The organism is Streptomyces lunaelactis (assembly GCF_003054555.1).
Taxonomy (GTDB): Bacteria; Actinomycetota; Actinomycetes; order Streptomycetales; family Streptomycetaceae; genus Streptomyces; species Streptomyces lunaelactis.
Window position 1 is genome coordinate 1,249,678 of the sequence record NZ_CP026304.1, and the last position, 18,241, is coordinate 1,267,918.

The 18,241-nt window shown below is 69.9% G+C and carries 15 protein-coding genes; 6 read left to right on the forward strand and 9 right to left on the reverse strand.

The window, feature by feature from the left end; all coding sequences use genetic code 11:
* Window positions 1–50 precede the first annotated feature (50 nt).
* The 4 genes from SLUN_RS05370 to pgfA form a co-directional block, all read right to left on the reverse strand.
* Complete coding sequence (locus SLUN_RS05370) at window positions 51–4,319, reverse strand: alpha-(1->3)-arabinofuranosyltransferase domain-containing protein (protein WP_108147391.1); 4,269 nt, start codon at window positions 4,317–4,319, stop codon at window positions 51–53.
* Window positions 4,320–4,341: 22 nt separating this feature from the next.
* Window positions 4,342–5,019, reverse strand: coding sequence for a class I SAM-dependent methyltransferase (locus SLUN_RS05375; protein ID WP_108147392.1), 678 nt, complete (start codon window positions 5,017–5,019; stop codon window positions 4,342–4,344).
* Between the two features lie 78 nt (window positions 5,020–5,097).
* Window positions 5,098–6,306, reverse strand: a complete 1,209-nt coding sequence (locus SLUN_RS05380; RefSeq protein ID WP_108147393.1) for a glycosyltransferase family 4 protein — start codon at window positions 6,304–6,306, stop codon at window positions 5,098–5,100.
* A 322-nt stretch (window positions 6,307–6,628) separates the two neighbouring features.
* Window positions 6,629–7,582 (reverse strand): cell envelope lipid trafficking protein PgfA, encoded by a 954-nt coding sequence (gene pgfA, locus SLUN_RS05385; protein WP_108147394.1) that lies wholly within the window; start codon window positions 7,580–7,582, stop codon window positions 6,629–6,631.
* 240 nt (window positions 7,583–7,822) lie between these two features.
* Here pgfA and SLUN_RS05390 point away from each other — a divergent pair, with 240 nt between their 5' ends.
* Window positions 7,823–8,005, forward strand: coding sequence for a hypothetical protein (locus SLUN_RS05390; RefSeq protein WP_108147395.1), 183 nt, complete (start codon window positions 7,823–7,825; stop codon window positions 8,003–8,005).
* A gap of 32 nt (window positions 8,006–8,037) precedes the next feature.
* Window positions 8,038–9,282 carry a PucR family transcriptional regulator gene (locus SLUN_RS05395; protein ID WP_108147396.1) on the forward strand — a complete coding sequence of 415 codons (1,245 nt, stop codon included), beginning with the start codon at window positions 8,038–8,040 and terminating at the stop codon, window positions 9,280–9,282.
* Between the two features lie 120 nt (window positions 9,283–9,402).
* Here SLUN_RS05395 and SLUN_RS05400 read toward each other — a convergent pair whose 3' ends face one another.
* Entirely contained in the window at window positions 9,403–9,825 is a 423-nt protein-coding gene (locus SLUN_RS05400) for a secondary thiamine-phosphate synthase enzyme YjbQ (protein ID WP_108147397.1), read from the reverse strand.
* A gap of 116 nt (window positions 9,826–9,941) precedes the next feature.
* On the reverse strand, window positions 9,942–10,532 hold the full coding sequence (locus SLUN_RS05405) for a TetR/AcrR family transcriptional regulator (RefSeq protein ID WP_108154548.1): 591 nt from the start codon (window positions 10,530–10,532) through the stop codon (window positions 9,942–9,944).
* A 158-nt stretch (window positions 10,533–10,690) separates the two neighbouring features.
* Between SLUN_RS05405 and SLUN_RS05410 the strand changes: the two genes are divergently transcribed.
* The 3 genes from SLUN_RS05410 to SLUN_RS05425 all read left to right on the forward strand — a co-directional run bounded on the left by SLUN_RS05410 (window position 10,691) and on the right by SLUN_RS05425 (window position 14,206).
* A complete protein-coding gene (locus SLUN_RS05410) occupies window positions 10,691–11,710 on the forward strand; it encodes an aldo/keto reductase (RefSeq protein WP_108147398.1) in 1,020 nt (339 codons plus the stop codon).
* Between the two features lie 385 nt (window positions 11,711–12,095).
* Window positions 12,096–12,989, forward strand: a complete 894-nt coding sequence (locus SLUN_RS05420) for an LLM class flavin-dependent oxidoreductase (RefSeq protein ID WP_108147399.1) — start codon at window positions 12,096–12,098, stop codon at window positions 12,987–12,989.
* Window positions 12,990–13,123: 134 nt separating this feature from the next.
* Window positions 13,124–14,206 carry an NAD(P)-binding domain-containing protein gene (locus SLUN_RS05425; RefSeq protein WP_108147400.1) on the forward strand — a complete coding sequence of 361 codons (1,083 nt, stop codon included), beginning with the start codon at window positions 13,124–13,126 and terminating at the stop codon, window positions 14,204–14,206.
* Window positions 14,207–14,218: 12 nt separating this feature from the next.
* On the opposite strand, the gene mltG is transcribed toward SLUN_RS05425, so the two are convergent.
* From mltG to SLUN_RS05440, 3 genes are read right to left on the reverse strand one after another with little or no spacing between them, the layout of a single operon-like run.
* On the reverse strand, window positions 14,219–15,061 hold the full coding sequence (gene mltG / locus SLUN_RS05430) for an endolytic transglycosylase MltG (RefSeq protein WP_108147401.1): 843 nt from the start codon (window positions 15,059–15,061) through the stop codon (window positions 14,219–14,221).
* A gap of 60 nt (window positions 15,062–15,121) precedes the next feature.
* Window positions 15,122–15,715 carry a hypothetical protein gene (locus tag SLUN_RS05435; RefSeq protein ID WP_108147402.1) on the reverse strand — a complete coding sequence of 198 codons (594 nt, stop codon included), beginning with the start codon at window positions 15,713–15,715 and terminating at the stop codon, window positions 15,122–15,124.
* Window positions 15,716–15,754: 39 nt separating this feature from the next.
* Window positions 15,755–17,563 (reverse strand): ABC transporter ATP-binding protein, encoded by a 1,809-nt coding sequence (locus SLUN_RS05440; RefSeq protein WP_108147403.1) that lies wholly within the window; start codon window positions 17,561–17,563, stop codon window positions 15,755–15,757.
* A 115-nt stretch (window positions 17,564–17,678) separates the two neighbouring features.
* Here SLUN_RS05440 and SLUN_RS05445 point away from each other — a divergent pair, with 115 nt between their 5' ends.
* The gene (locus SLUN_RS05445) at window positions 17,679–18,140 is read left to right on the forward strand and encodes a MarR family winged helix-turn-helix transcriptional regulator (protein ID WP_108147404.1); all 462 of its coding nucleotides are present in this window, start codon (window positions 17,679–17,681) and stop codon (window positions 18,138–18,140) included.
* Window positions 18,141–18,241 lie beyond the last annotated feature (101 nt).

Genomic DNA, 18,241 nt, shown 5'->3' on the forward strand with positions numbered 1-18,241 from the left:
CCCGCCGGGAGGGGTTGAGGTCCCCCACCCGGCGGCGGTCCGCGACGAGGTCATGACGGGCCACCGCGTCCTGGATGCCGAGGGAGCGGCTCGGGCCAGTCCCCGGCGTCCGTGCTTCCCTGCTGGGCCGTGACCATCGGTCCGGCTTCCGGCGCGTCGGCACCGCCATCGTCTTCCCGACCGGCGGCCGCGGACGCCGGGGTTACCGCCGTCACCAAGGCGGCGGACAGGGCCACCAGTGCCAGTACCTGGGCGAAGGCGCTGAACGCGCCTTGCCCGGCGGCGGCCGGCTCCCCGGCTCCGGCGGCCGCGACGATGCCCGCTCCGGCCATCGCCACCGCGGCCGTCGGGACCAGAACGGCCGGCCGGAACCGGGCCGCCACGGCGAGTACGGGCACCACCAGGGCCAGCGGACCCGCCGCCACCGCGACGACGGCGGTCAGCGCCAGCGTCCCGAGCAGCATCCCGGGGGCCGCCGGTTCGGGCAGCTCCTCGTCGGTTCCGCCGGCGTTGCGCCTGCGGCCCACGAAGGCCAGTGCGGCCAGCGCGGCGAGCGCGATCACACCGCCGATCAGGGCGGCCCGGTACGGCCTGGAGGGCTCGAACTCCAGCTTCACCGTGCCGGACGCCCCGGCCGGGACCACCCAGGCCTGCTGCCAGCCGTCGAGCCGCACCGACTCCAGCTCCGTGCCGTCCAGGGTGGCCTTCCAGCCGTCGTTGGCGTTCTCGTAGGTCTGCAGGTACGTGGCCTCGTCGGAGCCGACCGACACCGACACGGTCCGGCTGTCGTCGGTCCACTTGGTGACGGTGGCCTCGCGGCCCCCCGCTCCCGCGATCTCCTGCGGGGTGCCCTGGGTCAGCGTGACGTCGCTGATCGCCAGCGGACCCGCGTCACCCGCCTCCACCTCGTGCTTTCCGGCCGGAAGGTCCAGGGTGCCGTCCTTTTCGTCTCCCGCACAGAGTGCGACGGTGACGGGACGCCGCTCGGTGAGGTCCCGGACGGATCCGGAGGCCTTCGTCTTGTGCAGGACGCCGCCGACGGCAAGGTCCGGGCCCTCACCGCACGGCAGCGAGAAGCGCGCGGACGGCTTCGGAGGCGGCACCCGCAGGTCGGCCAGCGCGGGAACGTGGACCTCACTGAGCCCGACCGGCAGCTGCAACTGCGCGTCCGCCACCGGATTGTGGACGGTGAGCGGGGCGACCCTGCTGACGGTGATGTCGAGCCGGTTCGTCTCGATCTCCGGGAAGCGCACCCGCCCGTTCTCGTCCACATCAGCCGTCGCGGCGCCGTGCGGCGAGCTGATCAGCACCTGCTCGGGCCGGGTGGACACCCCGCCCGCCGACGCCAGGATGATCTCGTCGACCTTCTCCTTCTTGGGCCAGCTCAGGTGGACGACCGGCCGGTCGCCCGCGATCCAGGCGGTCGTCAGATCACCGTCGACCAGGTTGCGGGCGCTGAGTGACATGCCGTTGCGGCTGGTGGAGTCCGCGGAGGCCGTCACCCGGTTCTTCGATCCCGGAGCCGAACGGTCCAGCAGTTCGTCCAACGGGCCGCCGGGCACGGCGACGGCTCGCGCCGACACCTTGTACTCGCCCGCTTCCTGGGTGCTGAACTGCCGGTGCAGTCCCACCTCGGCCGATACGGGCGACAAGCCGCCCGCGTCCGTGCCGCGGTGCAGGGAGTACACGGTCGCCGCCGCGTCGGTGCGCTTGGCGTCGGCGGGCAGCGCCAGCATGCGCGTCACCTGCACATCCGGGATCGACACCTCGGAGAAGCCGGCCCCGGACAGGCCCGGCCGCGCCTGCTGCGCGGCAAGGACGGTGATCTTCATCCAGGAGGCCTCGCCGACAGGCGCCTTGACGGTCTGCGGCCGGCCGTTCGTCTGCAGCGGGCTTTCGGCCGAACCGCGGTCGGTCTCGATCCGCACCCGCGTGGGCGCAGCGCGCATGCTGTCGCCCGGGAGGGGCGTCAGCTGGATGGAGGCCGGGATGTCGGTCGGCCCGGAGAAGTCCACCTTGAGCCACTGACCGGCCGGCTTGCCCGGGCTGCCCTCGGCCCACGCGGTGTCCGGGTTGCCGTCGAAGGCGTTCACCGGGTCGTACTGCGGCAGGTGGAACAGCCAGTTGCCACTGCTGGAGGCCGTCACGGACGTCGCGCCGCGCAGGTCGGCCGTCGTCTGGTGATCGGTGCCCTCCGACGGCAGGATCTGCTTGGGCTTCTCGCCCGCGTTCTGCAGGCTGCCGGAGTGATTGAGCTCGTCCGGGGTGTACGTGTACGAGGTGTTGTTGTTGACCAGGCCGAACCGGGTGTCGGCTCGGCGCAGCCCGTCCGCGACGGCCTTCACCGGTGCGGTGACGCCCTTGGGAAGACTGTCCCCGGCCAGTACGGCCGGCCGGTCGGCCATCGAGGGATCGGCCGACAGCTGGAGCAGCGCCTCGGGTCCGCCACTGACCACGGCCGTGTCGGCCGTGGCCGACACACCGACCCGCTCGGGACGCCTGTCGCGGTCCTGCGGCTGATAGATCTCCACGGACTGGAGCCGCGGATACAGCCCCTGCACCTGCAGCGGGGTGTCGGCGGCGATGCGCCCGCCGGTCACGAGCGGGCCGAACCCGGCGACCTTGCTGTAGCCGGACGATTCCAAGGTCCGTTTCACCGTCTGCGGCGGGACATAACCGATCTGGTCGGGGTCGAGGTCATTACGCACGACCACTTCGTGCATGCCGGCCCGTGCCAGGTACGCCTGAAGACCCGGAACCTCGGTGCCGGACAGCAGCGCCTGCTCGACGGCGTCCGTCACACGGCGTGAACCGGGTGTACCGAAGGGGACGAAGTCACGCTGTGCCCAGGGCGTTTCGGCCAGCACGTCGAACGGCTGGTCGATGGGGGAACCCCAGGTGTAGATGCCGTGCGCCGTCGCCGGTACGACCATGGCCCGGCTGTTCGGGGCGTTGTCCTTGAGCCAGCCGGCAGCCTTCTCCCAGTGGGTGGGCAGCTTGGTGAAGGCGCCGGGCTGCAGGATCGAGCCATTGAGGTAGGGCAGGGCCAGGCCAGGCAGTACCAGCACCGCCACCACCGCGGGTGCCCAGCGGCGACCGGGAAGTGCGCGAGGACTGCTGCTCACGGAGAACACAGCCGTCAGGTGGGCCAGACCGAGGGCGAGCGCGAGGGCCAGTCCCGGCTGGAACTTGTAGATGTTACGGAAGGGCTTCAGCGACCCGTTCAACCACTCCTGCACGACACCGTGGAACGGACCGCCGAAGGCGCCGCCGTACCCGGCCAGCGTGATCAGGACGACGGCCAGGACGGTCAGCAGCAGCCAGCGGCGCTCCGGCAGGTCCCGGCGGGCCAGACCCGCCAGCCCCAGTGCCGCGGCGAACGCCGAACCCAGGACGGTGATGACGGAGGCCGCGACGGTCCAGCCGGCCGGCAGCCATGCCTCACCGAAGTTGAGATACGCCACCCAGTTGCCGGCGCCGCGCAGCAGCTCGGTCGCGGACATGGTGGCGGTGGTGGTGTCGGCCTGCTCGACGTACGGCATGAAGTTCTCGCCGTGGATGCCGAGCAGGAGCAGCGGCACCACCCACCACACGGTGGCCAGCGCGACGCCCGGTATCCACCAGCCCAGCAGCGCGCGCCGACGCCGGCCGGCCGGGCGGCTGAGCAGGTACAGACCCACGGGCAGCAGCGAGGCCAGCGTCGAGGCGGCGTTCACGCCACCCATGAAGGGGATCAGCATGGCCGAACGTGCCGCGGCCGTACGGGGGCTAAGCGCCGCGGAGGTCAGCGGCAGCAGCACCCAGGGCAGCAGGGCACCGGGCAGCGCGGCGGCGGAGGTCGAGCCGATGACGATCGTGAAGGTGGGCCACAGCGCGTATACCACCGCACCGAGCAGCCGTGTCGCGGGCGTGCCCACGCGCAGCCGTTCGGCGAGCCTGAGCGCACCCCAGAATGCGGCGGTCACGATGATCGACAGCCAGAGCCGCTCGGCCAGCCACACCGGCACCTGCAGCAGGTCCATGAACCCGTAGTAAGGGAGCGCCGGGAAGGCGTAGCCGATGTACTGGTTGGCTACGCCGCCGAGGCCCATGCTGCCGTTCCACAGCGAACCGAGGTCGCCGAGGAAGCGCCCGGGGTCGAGGGCGACGCCGAGCTTGGTCTCGAACGTCATCTTCCCCGGTGACACCGCGAGGAAAGACACCAGCACGACGGCCCAGAAGCCGAAAAGCAGACGTCGTCCGCGCGGCGCCCCGGACGCCTCGGACGGCGTCGGGCCAGGCTGCGGCGCCCGGGTGGGCGCCTGGACCGTAGTGGTCATGACCGTTCCTCTCTTCGCTTGCTCATGGGCTTCGCCTGAGAATCAGCAGCAGATTCCAGGTGGCGATCTCGCGGAGTCCCGGCACCCGGGTGATCGTGCTCGCGAAGAATGGCCAGTAACGGGACCGCGCCGTGACGACCTGCACGTCGTCGCGGCCGCGGACATGCCGCAGGGTGGGACCGATGTGGACGGGGAACAGGTTTTCGCCGACCGTGTGCTTGGCCTCGCGGCCGGTGCGCCGTTCGTAGCGTTCGCGGGCCCGGTCGGCCCCGAGGTAGTGCCACGGCGCTGTCTCGTGACCTCCCCAGGGGGAGAGCCAGTTGGTGAACGACAGGTAGATCAGTCCGCCGGGGCGGGTGACCCGCACCATCTCGCTGATGAACGTCTGCGGGTCCGACACGTGCTCCAGCACGTTGGACGAGAAGCACACGTCCGCCGCGCCGTCGGCGAGCGGCAGCAGATAGCCGTCGGCGAGCACCGCGTCCTCGGTCACCGGGCCGCGGGCGCTCAGCTCCCGCAGGTCGGGCTCGAAGAGGTAGCTCCGCGCGCCGCGGCGGCGGAACTCCTCGGTGAAGTGGCCGCTGCCGCCGCCGATGTCGACGACGGTCTTGCCGGGCAGGTCGATGTGACGTGCCACTTGTGCGACCGAGTCACGGGCCAGCAGGGTGTAGCACCGCTCGGGGTCGCTCTGTTCGCGCATGAACGCCCGGAAGAGGGTGGCCGATCGCCGCAGCGACGGATCCTTGAACGCACGTTCGGTGACATCAAAAATGGCCGCTCACCTCCCGCGTCCCGGGGCGGAGGCGAGCGCCGCGGCCTCGGCGGCAACCGCCTGGAACTGACGGACCGTCGATCTCCAGCGGAAGGACTTGGCGCGACGCGCGGCGGCACGTCCCATGGCTACGCGCCGGTGGGCACTGAGGGACAGAGTGCACCACGCGGCGGCGAACGAACTCTCGCCCCGGGCCAGCACCCCGGTCTCCCCGTCCTCGATGGAATCGCACAGGCCCGGTATGTCGAAACCGACTGCGGGAGTGGCCCGGGCGGCGGCCTCGGTGACGACCAGCCCCCAGCCCTCGACGAGGGAGGGGTGCAACAGCAGCCACGCCTCGCACATCAGCCGGTGCTTCTCGGCCTCCGACACCCGGCCCGCGAACGTCACACCGGGGCCGGCCATGGCTTCCAGCCGCTCCCGTTCGGGGCCGTCACCGACGATGACGAGCCGACCGCCGGTGACCGGACGGACCCGCTCCCACAGCCGCAGGAGCAGATCGATGCGCTTGTACTCCACCAGGCGGCCGACGGCCAGGAACAGCGGCTCCTTCGCCTCGGGCAGCAGCGCGCCGGGGTCTTCGACGCCGTTGTTGACGATCCGGATGCGGTCCGCGGCCACGCCGATGCCGCGCAGCTCGGAGGCGGTCGACTCGGAGACGGCAACCATCAGGTTGTCGCGGTGAGTGCCTGCCAGCGCCCAGTGCTCCAGCCTGCGGCCGAGCCGGGCCGCCGGGCCGGGGTAACGCATCTGCCAAAGATCGGTGTGCACATGGTTGACCAGGCACAACGTCGGTCCGCGGTGCCACAGCGGCACCAGGTACGGCATGCCGTTGCACACCTCGACCAGCAGGTCGCAGTCGCCGACCTCGCGGGCGAAGGTCTTCCTGGCGCGCAGGAAGTGTCCTGCGTCACCGCCCGCGGAGACCACCCGGTAGTCGCGTTCTGCGGCCGGGCCGCCACACACGAGCGTGACCTCGTGGCCGCCGGCGGTCAGACCGCCGGCTATCCGGTCGATGAGCAGTTCCGAGCCGCCGGCGGCCTGGTTGCCCAGGTCACGGCGGGCGAGGAAGGTGATCCGGCGCGGCAGAGGTTCCGCGACGGGTGCGATGTGCGGGTCATCGGCGAGCGAGTCGGTGACTGCGCTGCCGATGCGGGCTTGAACGGGGACGGAGTCCTCCTGGCCGGAGGCCAGAGCGGACGCGTGCTGGGGCATAGAGGTGCTCCAACTCGGCAGCTGCGGGGGCAGGCGGATAAGGGATTGCCGGGCTTCCGGGGGTGAAGCGCTGGGCTGGCTCGGTGTGCGGGGTACTGCCGCGGCTGCCGGTTCTGCCGGTACTGCCGGGACGGTGCCGACCGGGATGTGCGGTCGATGTGTGTGAGCATCGGTCCGGTGGCGGCGGACTCCTGGGGGTGGGAGCCCGACACAAACCGGAATCACTGGTTCTTACTGCGGGGTAACCCAAGTGTTCGTTCGAGTGATTCGTTCCACTACGCACGCGGGTGACAAGTTTGGGCTGTTCGGCGGCTCACCTTTATCACTCGCCTGAGTGTTCCGTCTGCCGGCGGCCACGGATCAGCATCACCACGCCGGCGGCGGCGAGCAGACCGCCCGCGATCCCGCCCACAACGGGCACAGTCTCGCCGAGCAGCTGCAGCCGACTGCCGTCGTCCGAGGCCAGCGTCACCTGCTCGCGCCGGGTCGCCTCGGTGAACTCCAGCCGCTTACTGGACAGCAGGGTGACCGCGTCCTTCTTCGAACCAGGGGCCCGCAGCGTCTTCGTCGGCGCGATCACCGCGTTCATGATCCGGCCCGTGCGCTGGTCCACCGTCAGCTCAATCCCCGCGTTGGAGTACCACTCCTCGGCGAGCACCTGGCCCTGCGGGCGGCCCACCAGCACTCCGGGCACCTGACGCTCGCCGGTGTGGGTGGCCGCGACAGTGCCGCCGAAGAGGTAGCCCCGGTGGCCGCGGATCTTGGTGGTGCCCTTGAACTCCAGCGGCACGGTGGCACCCAGGGTGCTGTCCCACCAGGTGTAAACGCGCTTCTCGACGTCGAACGGGAACTTCAGGTAGGCCTCGCCCTCGAACCCGGGCTTCTCCTCGCAGCAGCGCACCGGCAGGTTCGTCCGGCGGTCGGTGACCCAGCGTTCCGTGGTCCACTGCAGGGATTTCCGCGGGTCGGCCAGCGGCAGCGTCTTCGGCGTGTCGATCTGTGTCGACACGTCCCAGATCGCGTTTCCGCTGCGCTCGCTGCCGGCGACGTCGCCCAGCACTCGACGGGTGATCGTTATCGTCTGGCCGTCCACCGTGGAGAGGGATCCGGTGTCGAAATAGCTACCCTCACCACTGAAGACCGTCGTGGAGTTCACGTCGGTCGGTGTGCGCTTGGCACGCGGCTCCACGTACCAGGCGAGCAGCTGAGTGAGTACCAGCAGAAAAACGCCAGTACCCAGCAGAATCAGGGACAAACGCGACGTTGAACGGCGCATGTGGGTACTCCAATGCGTGCGGGATATGCGGGGCGTTCGTGGACCGTGCGGGAAGGGGTCACACGCACGGATTTCAGCCTGTCCGGGCCGAGGAGTGGCGTACCCGGGAGTAACAGCGCTGTGACGGGCGAAATTAGGCGGAGCTTGACCGCCTGTCAATGCGCCTCGCATACTGACCGCGCCGGACCGGGCCGGCGCGCTGGGTGACAACCTCATCGATACGAGAGGCCGATCACCCTCATGCCCAGACTGCTCGTCGCCTTCCTGACCTGCGTCGCCTCTGCCGTCCTGGCCACAGGCGCCGCCTTCGGAATCGTCGCCGCCCTCAATGTCACACCCGAGCAGCAGAATGTGCCGCTCGTCACGTTCCCCGACCCTCCCGCCAATGGGCCGTCCAGCGCACCGAGCCCGAGCGCGAGTTAGGTTGTGAAGATCCAGGCCCGCTGATCGAGCGCATGCGGACCGGACGTCCGGGAGAAGGTGCTGTGGCAGCGTCGTCAGCGTGGCACGACGTGCCACGAGCACGGATTCAGCGGTTCGCCGACCGAGCCCTGGAGCAGGTCCCCGAGCTTGCACAGGACATCCTCGCCGCGATCCGACGGGAATATCCGGGTCTGGCGTTCATCGCCGACGAGTCCGGAGAGCCGAAGGCCCTGGTGGCGATACGGCACGCGCTGGAGCTCTTCGTGGAGCAGATGACCACCGGGTCGGACCGGCCGCGCGCCCTTCCCGAGATGTTCCAGGACTTCGGGCGCGGCGAAGTTACGCAGGGGCGCAGCCTGGACTCCTTGCAGGGGATCTACCGGCTGGGCGTACGCCTTTCCTGGCGGCGTATGGCGGAGATCGGCCAGCAGGTCGACATCCCGCCCGCAGCCATGTACGAACTCGCCGAGTCCGCGTTCGAGTACCTCGACGTCATGGTGGCCCAGTCGGTACGCGGCTACGCCGAGGCCGTCGCCCGCCAGGCCGGGGAGCGGCTGCGCCTGCAACGACAACTCGTCGAGCTCCTGCTCGCCGAGCACCGCACGGATCCGTCCGCCTTCCTCGCCGACCGCGCGGCCGGCGTCGGCTGGCAACTGCCCGAAAAGGTGGCGGTGGCCGTGCTGCTCCGCCCCGCCCAGGAGGCTGTCGCCCCCGCCGTGGGCGACGAGGTGCTGCTCGACATGGAGGGCGAGCAGCCGCGCATGGTGGTGCCGGACCCGGACGCCCCCGGGCGCGCGGAGTTGCTGCACCGGGCCTTGGCCAGTTGGTCCGGCGCGATCGGCCCGTCGGTTCCCCTGGCGGAGGCCGCCACGTCGCTGCGCTGGGCGGAGGCCGCCGTCGGGATGATCGAGCAGGGCCTGCTGCCGCAAGGGCGGCTCCTGCACTGCGGCGAGCACGTCGAAGCCCTGGTGCTGCTGCCCGCAGGGGAGTTGATCGACGATCTGGCGCGGCGGCGGCTCGCCCAGTTGGGCGAGTGTGGCGGCCCGGCGCACGCCCACCGTCTCGCCGAGACCCTGCTGGCCTGGCTGGAAACGCGGGGTGGCGCGCCGGAGGTGGCCGCCCAGCTCGGAGTCCACCCGCAGACCGTGCGCTACCGGCTGAGACAGCTCCGTGAGTTGTGGGGCGAGGACCTGGACGACCCGGACCGCCGCTTCGAACTGGAGTTGGTGCTTCGCGCTCGGCGGCTGCGCGGTGATCTCGTCCCACCGCCTGACTGACCCGGGGGGCGAGGCTGACGGACTGTCGGACTCGCGCCTGACAGTCCGTCAGGGCGTTTCTGGAGACGGGGGTCGGATTTCGTTAAGGAGAATCGGCGGCCACCCCCAGGACGCTCTTGATCAACCTAGGAAGCTCAGCCGCACCTGGCGGTTCGGGTTGTCCTTGTTCGTGTCCACCAGGCAGACGGACTGCCAGGTGCCGAGCTCCAGCCGCCCGCTGATCACCGGCAGGGTCGCGTGCGGCGGTACGAAGGCGGGCAGCACATGGTCCCTGCCGTGACCGGGGCTGCCGTGCCGGTGCTGCCAGCGGTCGTCGGCGGGCAGCAGCGTGTGCAGCGCGGCGAGCAGATCGTCGTCGCTGCCCGCGCCGGTCTCGATGACGGCGATGCCTGCCGTCGCATGCGGGACGAAGACATTGAGCAGGCCGTCCCTGCCTCCCGCGGCTTCCTGGAGGAACTGCTCGCAGGCGTGGGTCAGATCGGTGACCGTCTCGGCCGAGCCGGTGGAGATGTTCAGGGTCCTGGTGGTGAAGCGTCCGGGCATGGCTGCATTCTCTCGTTCAATCCGCAAGATCGCGCGTCCGAGGACCGAGACGGCATTGACCCGCTCCTGCGATCGCAAGGCGGACGAGGGAGGCCTGCGTCAGCTCGGGCCGGCAGTCAGTGCGGTCGGCGTAGTCCTGCGATGAGGAGTTCGACCAGCCGGCGTGGGTCGTAGCGGGGATCGCTGTCCGCGCCGATGCAGAGGTTCCCGACGCCGCGCATGAGTTCGTAGGCCTGCAGGTCGGATCGGATCTCGCCGGAGGCGGCTGCGGCGTCGAGCAGTTGGGTGCAGACGGGCACGAGGCGGTTGAGGAAGTAGGAGTGCAGCGTCTCGAAGCCTGCGTTGTCGGACTGCAGCACGGCAGCGAGACCATGTTTGGTGACCAGGAAGTCAACGAAGAGATTGATCCATTGCCCCAGTGCGGCGGGCGGAGTTGGGCTGGTTGCCAGCAGGGCTGGACCGGCCTCGGCGCATGCCTCGACCTGGTGCCGGTAGACGGCGATGATGAGATCCGCTCGCGTCGGGAAGTGGCGGTAGATCGTGGCCGTCCCGACGCCGGCCTCGGCCGCGATGTCGCGGATCGGCGCTTCCACGCCCGACGTGACGAAGACCGCGGCGGCCGCGTCGAGCAGAGTCTCCTTGTTGCGCCGGGCGTCCGCCCGTTTGGGCCGGGCCGCGTGCCCCGCGCCCTCGTCGCTGTCGTTCACCGCGCCGTCCTCTCCGTTACCCGACATTGCTAAACGGGACAACGTTCCGTATCGTCAAACGGGACAAGGTTCCGTTTGCTCATGATGCCAGAGCAGGGGGCCGGCAACCAAGCCATGCATTGCCACCACGCTTCACCCGCAATGGAGGAGATACGGTCATGCAGTACCGCACCTTGGGCCGCACCGGTGTGCAGGTCAGCTCCCTCGCGCTCGGCGCGATGAACTTCGGCAAGATCGGGCGCACCACCCAGGACGAGGCCACCGCTGTCGTCGACGCCGCTCTCGAGGGCGGGATCAACATCATCGACACCGCCGACATGTACAGCGACGGCGGGTCGGAGGAGATGGTCGGCAAAGCCATCGCCGGCCGCCGCGACGACATCGTGCTGGCCACGAAGGCGAACATGCCCATGGGCGACGAGCGCAACCATCAGGGCAGTTCGCGCCGCTGGCTGGTCACCGAGCTCGACAACAGCCTGCGCCGCCTCGGTGTCGACCACGTTGATCTCTACCAGATCCACCGGTGGGACCCGAACACCAGCGACGAGGAGACGCTGTCGGCTCTGACCGACCTGCAGCGCGCGGGAAAGATCCGCTACTTCGGCTCCTCGACCTTCCCCGCATACCGCATGGTGCAAGCACAGTGGGCCGCCCGCGAGCATCACCTGAGCCGTTACGTCACCGAACAGCCCAGCTACTCGATCCTGCAGCGCGGGATCGAGACCCACGTCCTGCCCGTGGCCGAGGAGTACGGGCTCGGTGTGCTGGTGTGGAGCCCGCTGGCCTCGGGCTGGCTGTCGGGCGCGATCCGCGAGGGCCAGGAAATCACCACCAGCCGCTCAACGTTCATGCCGCAACGCTTCGACACCACCATCCCGTCCAACCGGGCCAGGCTCGATGCCGTAGAGCAGCTGGCCAAGGTCGCCGACGAGGCCGGCCTGACCATGATCCAGCTCGCGCTCGGTTTCGTGACCGCGCACCCAGCCGTGACCAGCGCGATCATCGGCCCCCGCACGCTGGACCACCTGCACTCGCAACTCGCCGCCGCCGACACCGTGCTCTCCGCCGACGTGCTCGACGCGATCGACGCGATCGTCGCCCCCGGTGTCGACCTGGCCGCACACGAGAAGTTCGACACTCCGCCCGCGCTGCTCGACCCGTCACTACGGCGCCGCTGATCGCGTCGAAGGGCCGCCGGAGCCGTCTCAGCACCACACATAACTGAAAGAGGGATCTCTCGATGGCCGCATCAGGCACAGCGATTACGGATGGGCCCATGGGTGCGCCCACTCCAGTCGTCTCGGTGGAACACTCGCTCGGCGGGATTCCCGGGTACACCGTGACGGAGACGACGGACGAGAACCCCGATCGAGTCGCCGCGATCCAGAGGCTCACATGGGCGTACCTCCGCAGTGCGCTCTACCCCGCAGACCCCAGCTGGCCCGCAGCGCGCGCCGCGTTGATGGGGATGCCTGGTCCGCCGGGTCGAATTGAATGCCGGGACGCGCGCGGCCATGACGCCGGTAAGAAGATCACGGACGGACCGAAAGGACCAACGGCCCCATGACGCACACCACCCGGCCTCGTTTCGGGATCATGACAGCCCCCTCGCAGGTCGACTACCACGACGTCCTGAGGGTGTGGCGCGAAGCGGACTCGATCCCGGAGATCGAGCATGCGTGGTTGTTCGATCACCTCATGCCGATCGGCGGCGACCCGGGCGGACCGACCTACGAAAGCTGGACGCTGCTCTCGGCCCTTGCCGCCCACACCCGACGACTGCGGCTCGGCGTGCTGGTGACCAGCAACCGGTTCCGACCGCCCGCGGTGCTGGCCAAGATCGCCGCGACCGTCGACATCGTCTCCGGCGGACGGCTCGAGTTCGGCATCGGCGCCGGCTCACGGCCCAGCCATCCCCTGGCCCGGCGTGAGTACGCAGCACACGGCCTGCCCTTCCACGACTCCGCGCACGCCGTGGGGAGCCTCGCCGAAGCCTGCACGGTGATCCGGCGGTTGTGGACCGAGGAGGAACCGTTCGACTTCCACGGCACCTACCTCCACCTCACCGGAGCGTTCGGCAACCCCAAACCTGTCCAGCGCCCCCACCCGCCGATCCTCATCGGCGGACGCTCGTCCTCGACGCTGCGCGTGGTCGCCGAGCACGCCGACCTGTGGAACATCCCGGGCGGCGACATCGACGACGCCGTCCGCCGCAGCGCACTGCTGGACCGCTACTGCACCGAGATCGGCCGCGACCCCGCCTCAATCACCCGCTCGGTCCTCCTGCCCGTCTCCTACGGCCGGCCCGGCGCCACGCGGGACGCGATCGGCGACGCGATCGACGCCGGCTTCCGGCACATCGTCCTTGGACTGCCGGCGCCCTACCCCGCGGACGTCGCACGGTGGGTCACCGACGAGCTCATCAGCACGTCGGCCGAGGCCGTGTCTGACACATAGCGCCGTCCGCCCGCAGGGCGGGGTGCGCGGCGTCCGGTGCGTGCAATCGCAAGGCGGAGGATCATCCTCGTACTGGCCTGTAGCTCCCTCGGGGGATCGGGAAGGTCCACGACCCTGGCGCGGTTGGTAGAAGCGTGAACAACTTCGGGGCGCGGGACGTGGACGTGGTCGTCATCGGCGCCGGACAGGCGGGCCTGTCCGGCGCCTACCATCTGCGGCGCGCAGGCCTGGAGCCGGACCGCGATTTCGTGGTGCTCGACCATGCCCCGCGCGCGGGCGGCGCGTGGCAGTTCCGCTGGCCCTCACTGACGTACGGCAAGGTGCACGGCATGCACGCGCTGCCGGGTATGGAGCTGACCGGCGCCGACGAGGGACGGCGCTCCTCCGAGGTGATCGGCGAGTACTTCTCCGCATACGAGGAGCGCTTCGGTCTGTTGGTCCACCGGCCCGTGGACGTCAGGGCGGTGCGCGAGGGCGAGGGCGGGCGGCTGCTCGTCGCGACCTCGGAGGGGACCTGGTCGACGCGGGCGCTCATCAATGCGACCGGCACCTGGGACCGTCCGTTCTGGCCTCGCTACCCCGGCCAGGAGACCTTCCGTGGACGGCAGTTGCACACCGTGGACTACCCGGGGCCGGAGAAGTTCGCCGGGCAGCGCGTGATCGTGGTGGGCGGCGGCGCTTCGGGGACCCAGCATCTGATGGAGATCGCGGAGGTGGCGGCGGACACCACCTGGGTGACGCGCCGGCCGCCCGTATTCCGCGAGGGCCCGTTCAACGAGGACGCAGGCCGGGAGGCGGTGGCCATGGTGGAGGAGCGCGTACGGCGCGGACTGCCGCCGATGAGCGTCGTCTCCGTCACCGGGCTGCCTCTCACCGACGCCGTGCGCCGTGCCCGCGAGAGCGGCGTACTGGACCGGCTGCCGATGTTCGACCGGATCACACCGACGGGGGCTCTCTGGGACGACGGGCTGACCGTGGAGGCGGATGTGATGCTCTGGGCGACCGGCTTCCGCGCGGCGATCGACCATCTCGCGCCGCTGCGGCTGCGTGAGATGGGCGGCGGCATCCAGGTGGAGGGCACCCGTGCGGTACGGGACGCCCGTATCCATCTCGTCGGTTACGGGCCTTCGGCCTCGACGATCGGCGCCAACCGGGCGGGCCGGGCGGCGGTCCGCGAGATCAAGCAGCTGCTGGAACGCGAACCGAGCCTGGCCTGATCACGGCGATCGTCAACCGGAACCGGACTCCCGGCGATGGGCGTTGAACTCCTCGACGTTGCGCTGGTGCTCCTTGTAGTCGGCGGTGAATCGGGTGTCCCCCGGCGCGACGGTTACGAAGTACAGCCAGTCCCCGGGCGAGGGATTGATCGCCGCGTTCATCGCCGCCTCCCCCGGATTGGCGATGGGGGTGGGCGGCAGGCCCGGGCGCTGGTAGCTGTTGTACGGACTGTCGATCCTGGTGTCTGCGGCCGTGGTGTCCAGAGTGCTCCGGTTCAGGGCGTAGTTGAGCGTCGAGTCCATCTGGAGCGGCATGCCCTTGGCGAGCCGGTTGTAGACGACCCGCGCCACCTTGGCCATGTCCTGCGGGGTGTCGGCCTCGGCCTGCACGATGCTGGCGATGTTCACCATCTGATAGATGGTCACCCCGCTGCGCTGCGCGCCGCTGCTGATGTGCTCGGCCCCGAACCGCTGATTGGCCGTGTTGACCATGTAGCTGAGCAGGCTCGTCGGCGTGCTCTTGGAGTCGACCGGATACGTGGCCGGGAAGAGGTAGCCCTCGGGGTTGCCCTTGGCGTCGGCCGGCAGCTTCAACTGTGCGGCGCCCGCCGCCTTGCGGGTGGTGCCGGGTGTCTTGTCGAGTGCCTTGTCGACCGCCGCGTACACCTGTGAGGCTCGCCAGCCCTCGGGGACGACCAGCGACGCCTTCTCCTCTTTGGTCTCCTTCAGCAGCAGCGTCACCAGCACCGCGGCGATCACAACGACGACGACCGTGCCGACGAACAGGAGCAGCCGGCCACGCCGGGTCAGCCGGGACCTGCGCCCGGGCTTGGCCGACGAGGGTTCGTTCATCATGCGGGCACGCTAACCCGGAGCGCGCGCCGATCCCGGCACCGGGTGCGGAGCGGCACGGACTCAGGGGGCGAAGGGCGGCAGAGCCGCGAACTCCGGTACCACCTGGACCGCTTCGGCGAGCGCGTCGAGGGTGCGCCTGACCTTGGTCAGCGGGTGGTCGGGGAACTGGGCGTCCCACTGCGCATGGTCGGCGGCGTGGAACGGCAGACCGCCCTGGACCTCCGGTGCGCACGGGTGCGGCCGGAAGTACTTGTCGTGCCCGACCTTGGCCATGACCATGGCTTCCCGCATGCCCGTCATACCGCGCTCGGGCGACTGGATCTTCACCACGGTGCTGCAGGTCGCGCGCGGTACGGTGAAGCTGCCGATGAACGCTTGGCCCGAGGGCTGTCCCGGCAGCGGCAGCTTGAGTATCTGCTTCAGCGCGGGCAGCTGTCCGAGCGACTTCACCGAGGCCTCGATCAGACCGCCGCCCGCCTGGGCCGTGAGGCGGGTGAGGGCGGCGCGCAGCGCGGGACCGTCGTCGAGCGAGGCGGGCAGGTCCGGGGGCAGTCCGAAGAAGTGCAGCGACAGCACATCGCCTTCGTTATTCGCCCAAACGTCGTTGTCGACGGGCCGGTATCCGGGCAGTTCGACACCAAGAAGAGCTCTCATGGGCGGCGATCATGCCGTACGCGACGGAGCTGCCCCGCGTCAGGGTGCGACCGGGGCCAACCTCGTGTCCCTGCGCACCAGAGCGGTATAGCGGCCGTCCCCGTCGAGCAGCTCCTCATGGCTGCCTCGCTCGGCTATGCGCCCGGCGTCGAGGACGACGATCTGGTCGGCGTCCCTGACCGTGGAGAGCCGGTGGGCGATGGTGATGGTGGTCCGGCCCGCGGAGAGTGCGTCGATGGCCTGCTGCACAGCGTGCTCGGTACGGGTGTCGAGTGCGCTCGTCGCCTCGTCGAGGATGAGAACGGGCGGATCGCGCAGGATGGTGCGGGCGATGGCAAGGCGCTGCTTCTCGCCGCCGGAGAAGCGGTAGCCGCGCTCACCCACCAGAGTGTCGTAGCCGTCGGGCAGGGACGCGATGTGGTCGTGGATCTGTGCGGCGCGCGCGGCCGCTTCTATCTCCGCGTCGGTGGCCTCCGGCTTGGCGAAGCGCAGATTCTCGGCGACGGAGGCATGGAAGAGATATGTCTCCTGGGAGACGACTCCCACGGCCCTCGCGAGGGTGTCGAAGTCGAGGTCGCGCACATCAACGCCGTCGATCGTGACCCGGCCGCCGGTGACGTCGTAGAGCCGGGGCACCAGATAGCTGAGCGTGGACTTGCCGGAGCCGGTGGGTCCGACGACGGCGAGGCTGCCGCCCGCCGGGACCGTGACATCGATCCCGTCGAGGGTCGGCCGCGCCTGCCTGTCCTCGTACGCGAAGTCGACGTCCTCGAAGCGCACTTCACCGCGGACCGTCTCGAGCCGGACCGGCTTCTCGGGTTCGGTGATGTCCACCGGCAGGTCGAGATACTCGAAGATGCGCTGGAAGAGGGCGAGCGAGGTCTGCATCTGCACTCCGGTGGAGAGCAGGCTCACAGCCGGCCGGAACAGGCCCTGCTGGAGCGAGACGAAAGCGACGAGGGTGCCGATGGAGATCGCGGGTCCGCCGGACTGGAGCGCCAGGCCCGCTGCCCAGTAGATCAAGGCGGGCATGGCGGCCATGACGATGCCTATCGTCGACATCCGCCAGCGTCCGGCCATGCTGGAGCGCACTTCGAGGTCGACGAGGCGCTCGGACTCCTCGGCGAAGGACGTGGTGAGCGAGTCGGCCCGGCCCATCGTGCGGCCGAGCAGGATGCCGCTGACCGAGAGCGATTCGGTGACGGTGGCGGCCATGACGGCCATCTGCTTCTGCCGCTGAGTGGTGATCTTCTTACGCTCGCGGCCCACGCGGCGGCTGATCCACACGAACAGCGGCAGCAGAAGCAGCGAGACGGCGGTGAGCCGCCAGTCCAGCGCGAGCATCGCGACGACCGTGGCGACCACGGCGGTGAGGTTGGAGACCAGGGAGGTCGCGGTGGAGGTCACGGTCGCCTGCATCCCGCCGATGTCATTGGCGATGCGTGACTGGACCTCTCCGGTGCGCGTCCTGGTGAAGAAGGCGAGCGGCATGCGCTGCAGCTGGGCGTAGACACCCGTGCGCAGGTCGTGCATGACGCGCTGGCCGACGGTGGTGGAGATGAGCGTCTGGAGCACGCCGAAGACGCTGTTCATCACCGCGGTGAGGATCATGCCGAGGGCGAGCAGGCTGAGCAGCCCGGTGCGGCCCTGCGGGATCGCGGTGTCGAGGATCTCGCGCAGCAGGAACGGCGAGGCGACCGAGACGAGAGAAGCGGCGCCGACGAGCAGGCCGACGACGGCGAGCCGGCCGCGATAGGGACGGAAGAGCCGGAGGATGCGCCGCACCTCGGCGGGCGGCTGCTCCGGATTCTTGGCCGGGGGTGTCCACGGGACGGGTTCGGGGTGCATGGGCTCCTTCACAGGGGTGAGGCAGCAGACACAGGGGTGTGACAGCAAAGATTTTGCGAGCATAGCTCACTGTTACCTATATTCACAATGAGCCTGGTCCTGATATTGTTCCGGCATGCTGGATTCATCTTCCGGGGCACCCGACCCCGACGGCCTGCTGGCCGAGCAGTTGCTGCGGCTCACCCGGCGGCTCCACCGCAGCCAGAAGCGGCAGCTGGAGTCTGCCGAGATCGCGATCACCCCCGCGCAGTCCCGGCTGCTGCGCACCGTCGCGCACTACGACCAGCCGCCGCGGATGGCGGATCTCGCCGCCCGCCTCGAAGTGGTGCCCCGCGCCGTGACGAGTCTCGTCGACGGTCTGGAGGCGAGCGGCCGCGTCCGCCGCGTCCCGGATCCGAGCAACCGCAGGGTGATCCGGATCGAGCTGACCGACGCCGGCCGCGCCACGCTCAGAGCGCTGCGGACCGCGCGCCGCGCGGCCGCGGAGGACATCCTGGCTCCCTTGACCGCCGATCAGCGCGAGGTCTTCGGCGGACTGTTGTCCACGCTGGTCGACGGACCGGGGCCGCGCTGCTGAAGCCGCCGAGGGACAGGGACGCGCGGCGCCCCTCACACGTGTTCGATCTTGGCGTGTTGTGTGTCCTGCCGCACAAAAATCGATTGCGGGACGGGGCTCCG

Coding starts and splice junctions, on each gene's coding strand:
- SLUN_RS05370 (WP_108147391.1), bottom strand. CDS start 4,319: ATGACCACTACGGTCCAGGCGCCCACCCGGGCGCCGCAGCCTGGCCCG.
- SLUN_RS05375 (WP_108147392.1), bottom strand. CDS start 5,019: ATGCGCGAACAGAGCGACCCCGAGCGGTGCTACACCCTGCTGGCCCGT.
- SLUN_RS05380 (WP_108147393.1), bottom strand. CDS start 6,306: ATGCCCCAGCACGCGTCCGCTCTGGCCTCCGGCCAGGAGGACTCCGTC.
- pgfA (WP_108147394.1), bottom strand. CDS start 7,582: ATGCGCCGTTCAACGTCGCGTTTGTCCCTGATTCTGCTGGGTACTGGC.
- SLUN_RS05390 (WP_108147395.1), top strand. CDS start 7,823: ATGCCCAGACTGCTCGTCGCCTTCCTGACCTGCGTCGCCTCTGCCGTC.
- SLUN_RS05395 (WP_108147396.1), top strand. CDS start 8,038: ATGCGGACCGGACGTCCGGGAGAAGGTGCTGTGGCAGCGTCGTCAGCG.
- SLUN_RS05400 (WP_108147397.1), bottom strand. CDS start 9,825: ATGCCCGGACGCTTCACCACCAGGACCCTGAACATCTCCACCGGCTCG.
- SLUN_RS05410 (WP_108147398.1), top strand. CDS start 10,691: ATGCAGTACCGCACCTTGGGCCGCACCGGTGTGCAGGTCAGCTCCCTC.
- SLUN_RS05420 (WP_108147399.1), top strand. CDS start 12,096: ATGACGCACACCACCCGGCCTCGTTTCGGGATCATGACAGCCCCCTCG.
- mltG (WP_108147401.1), bottom strand. CDS start 15,061: ATGATGAACGAACCCTCGTCGGCCAAGCCCGGGCGCAGGTCCCGGCTG.
- SLUN_RS05435 (WP_108147402.1), bottom strand. CDS start 15,715: ATGAGAGCTCTTCTTGGTGTCGAACTGCCCGGATACCGGCCCGTCGAC.
- SLUN_RS05440 (WP_108147403.1), bottom strand. CDS start 17,563: ATGCACCCCGAACCCGTCCCGTGGACACCCCCGGCCAAGAATCCGGAG.
- SLUN_RS05445 (WP_108147404.1), top strand. CDS start 17,679: ATGCTGGATTCATCTTCCGGGGCACCCGACCCCGACGGCCTGCTGGCC.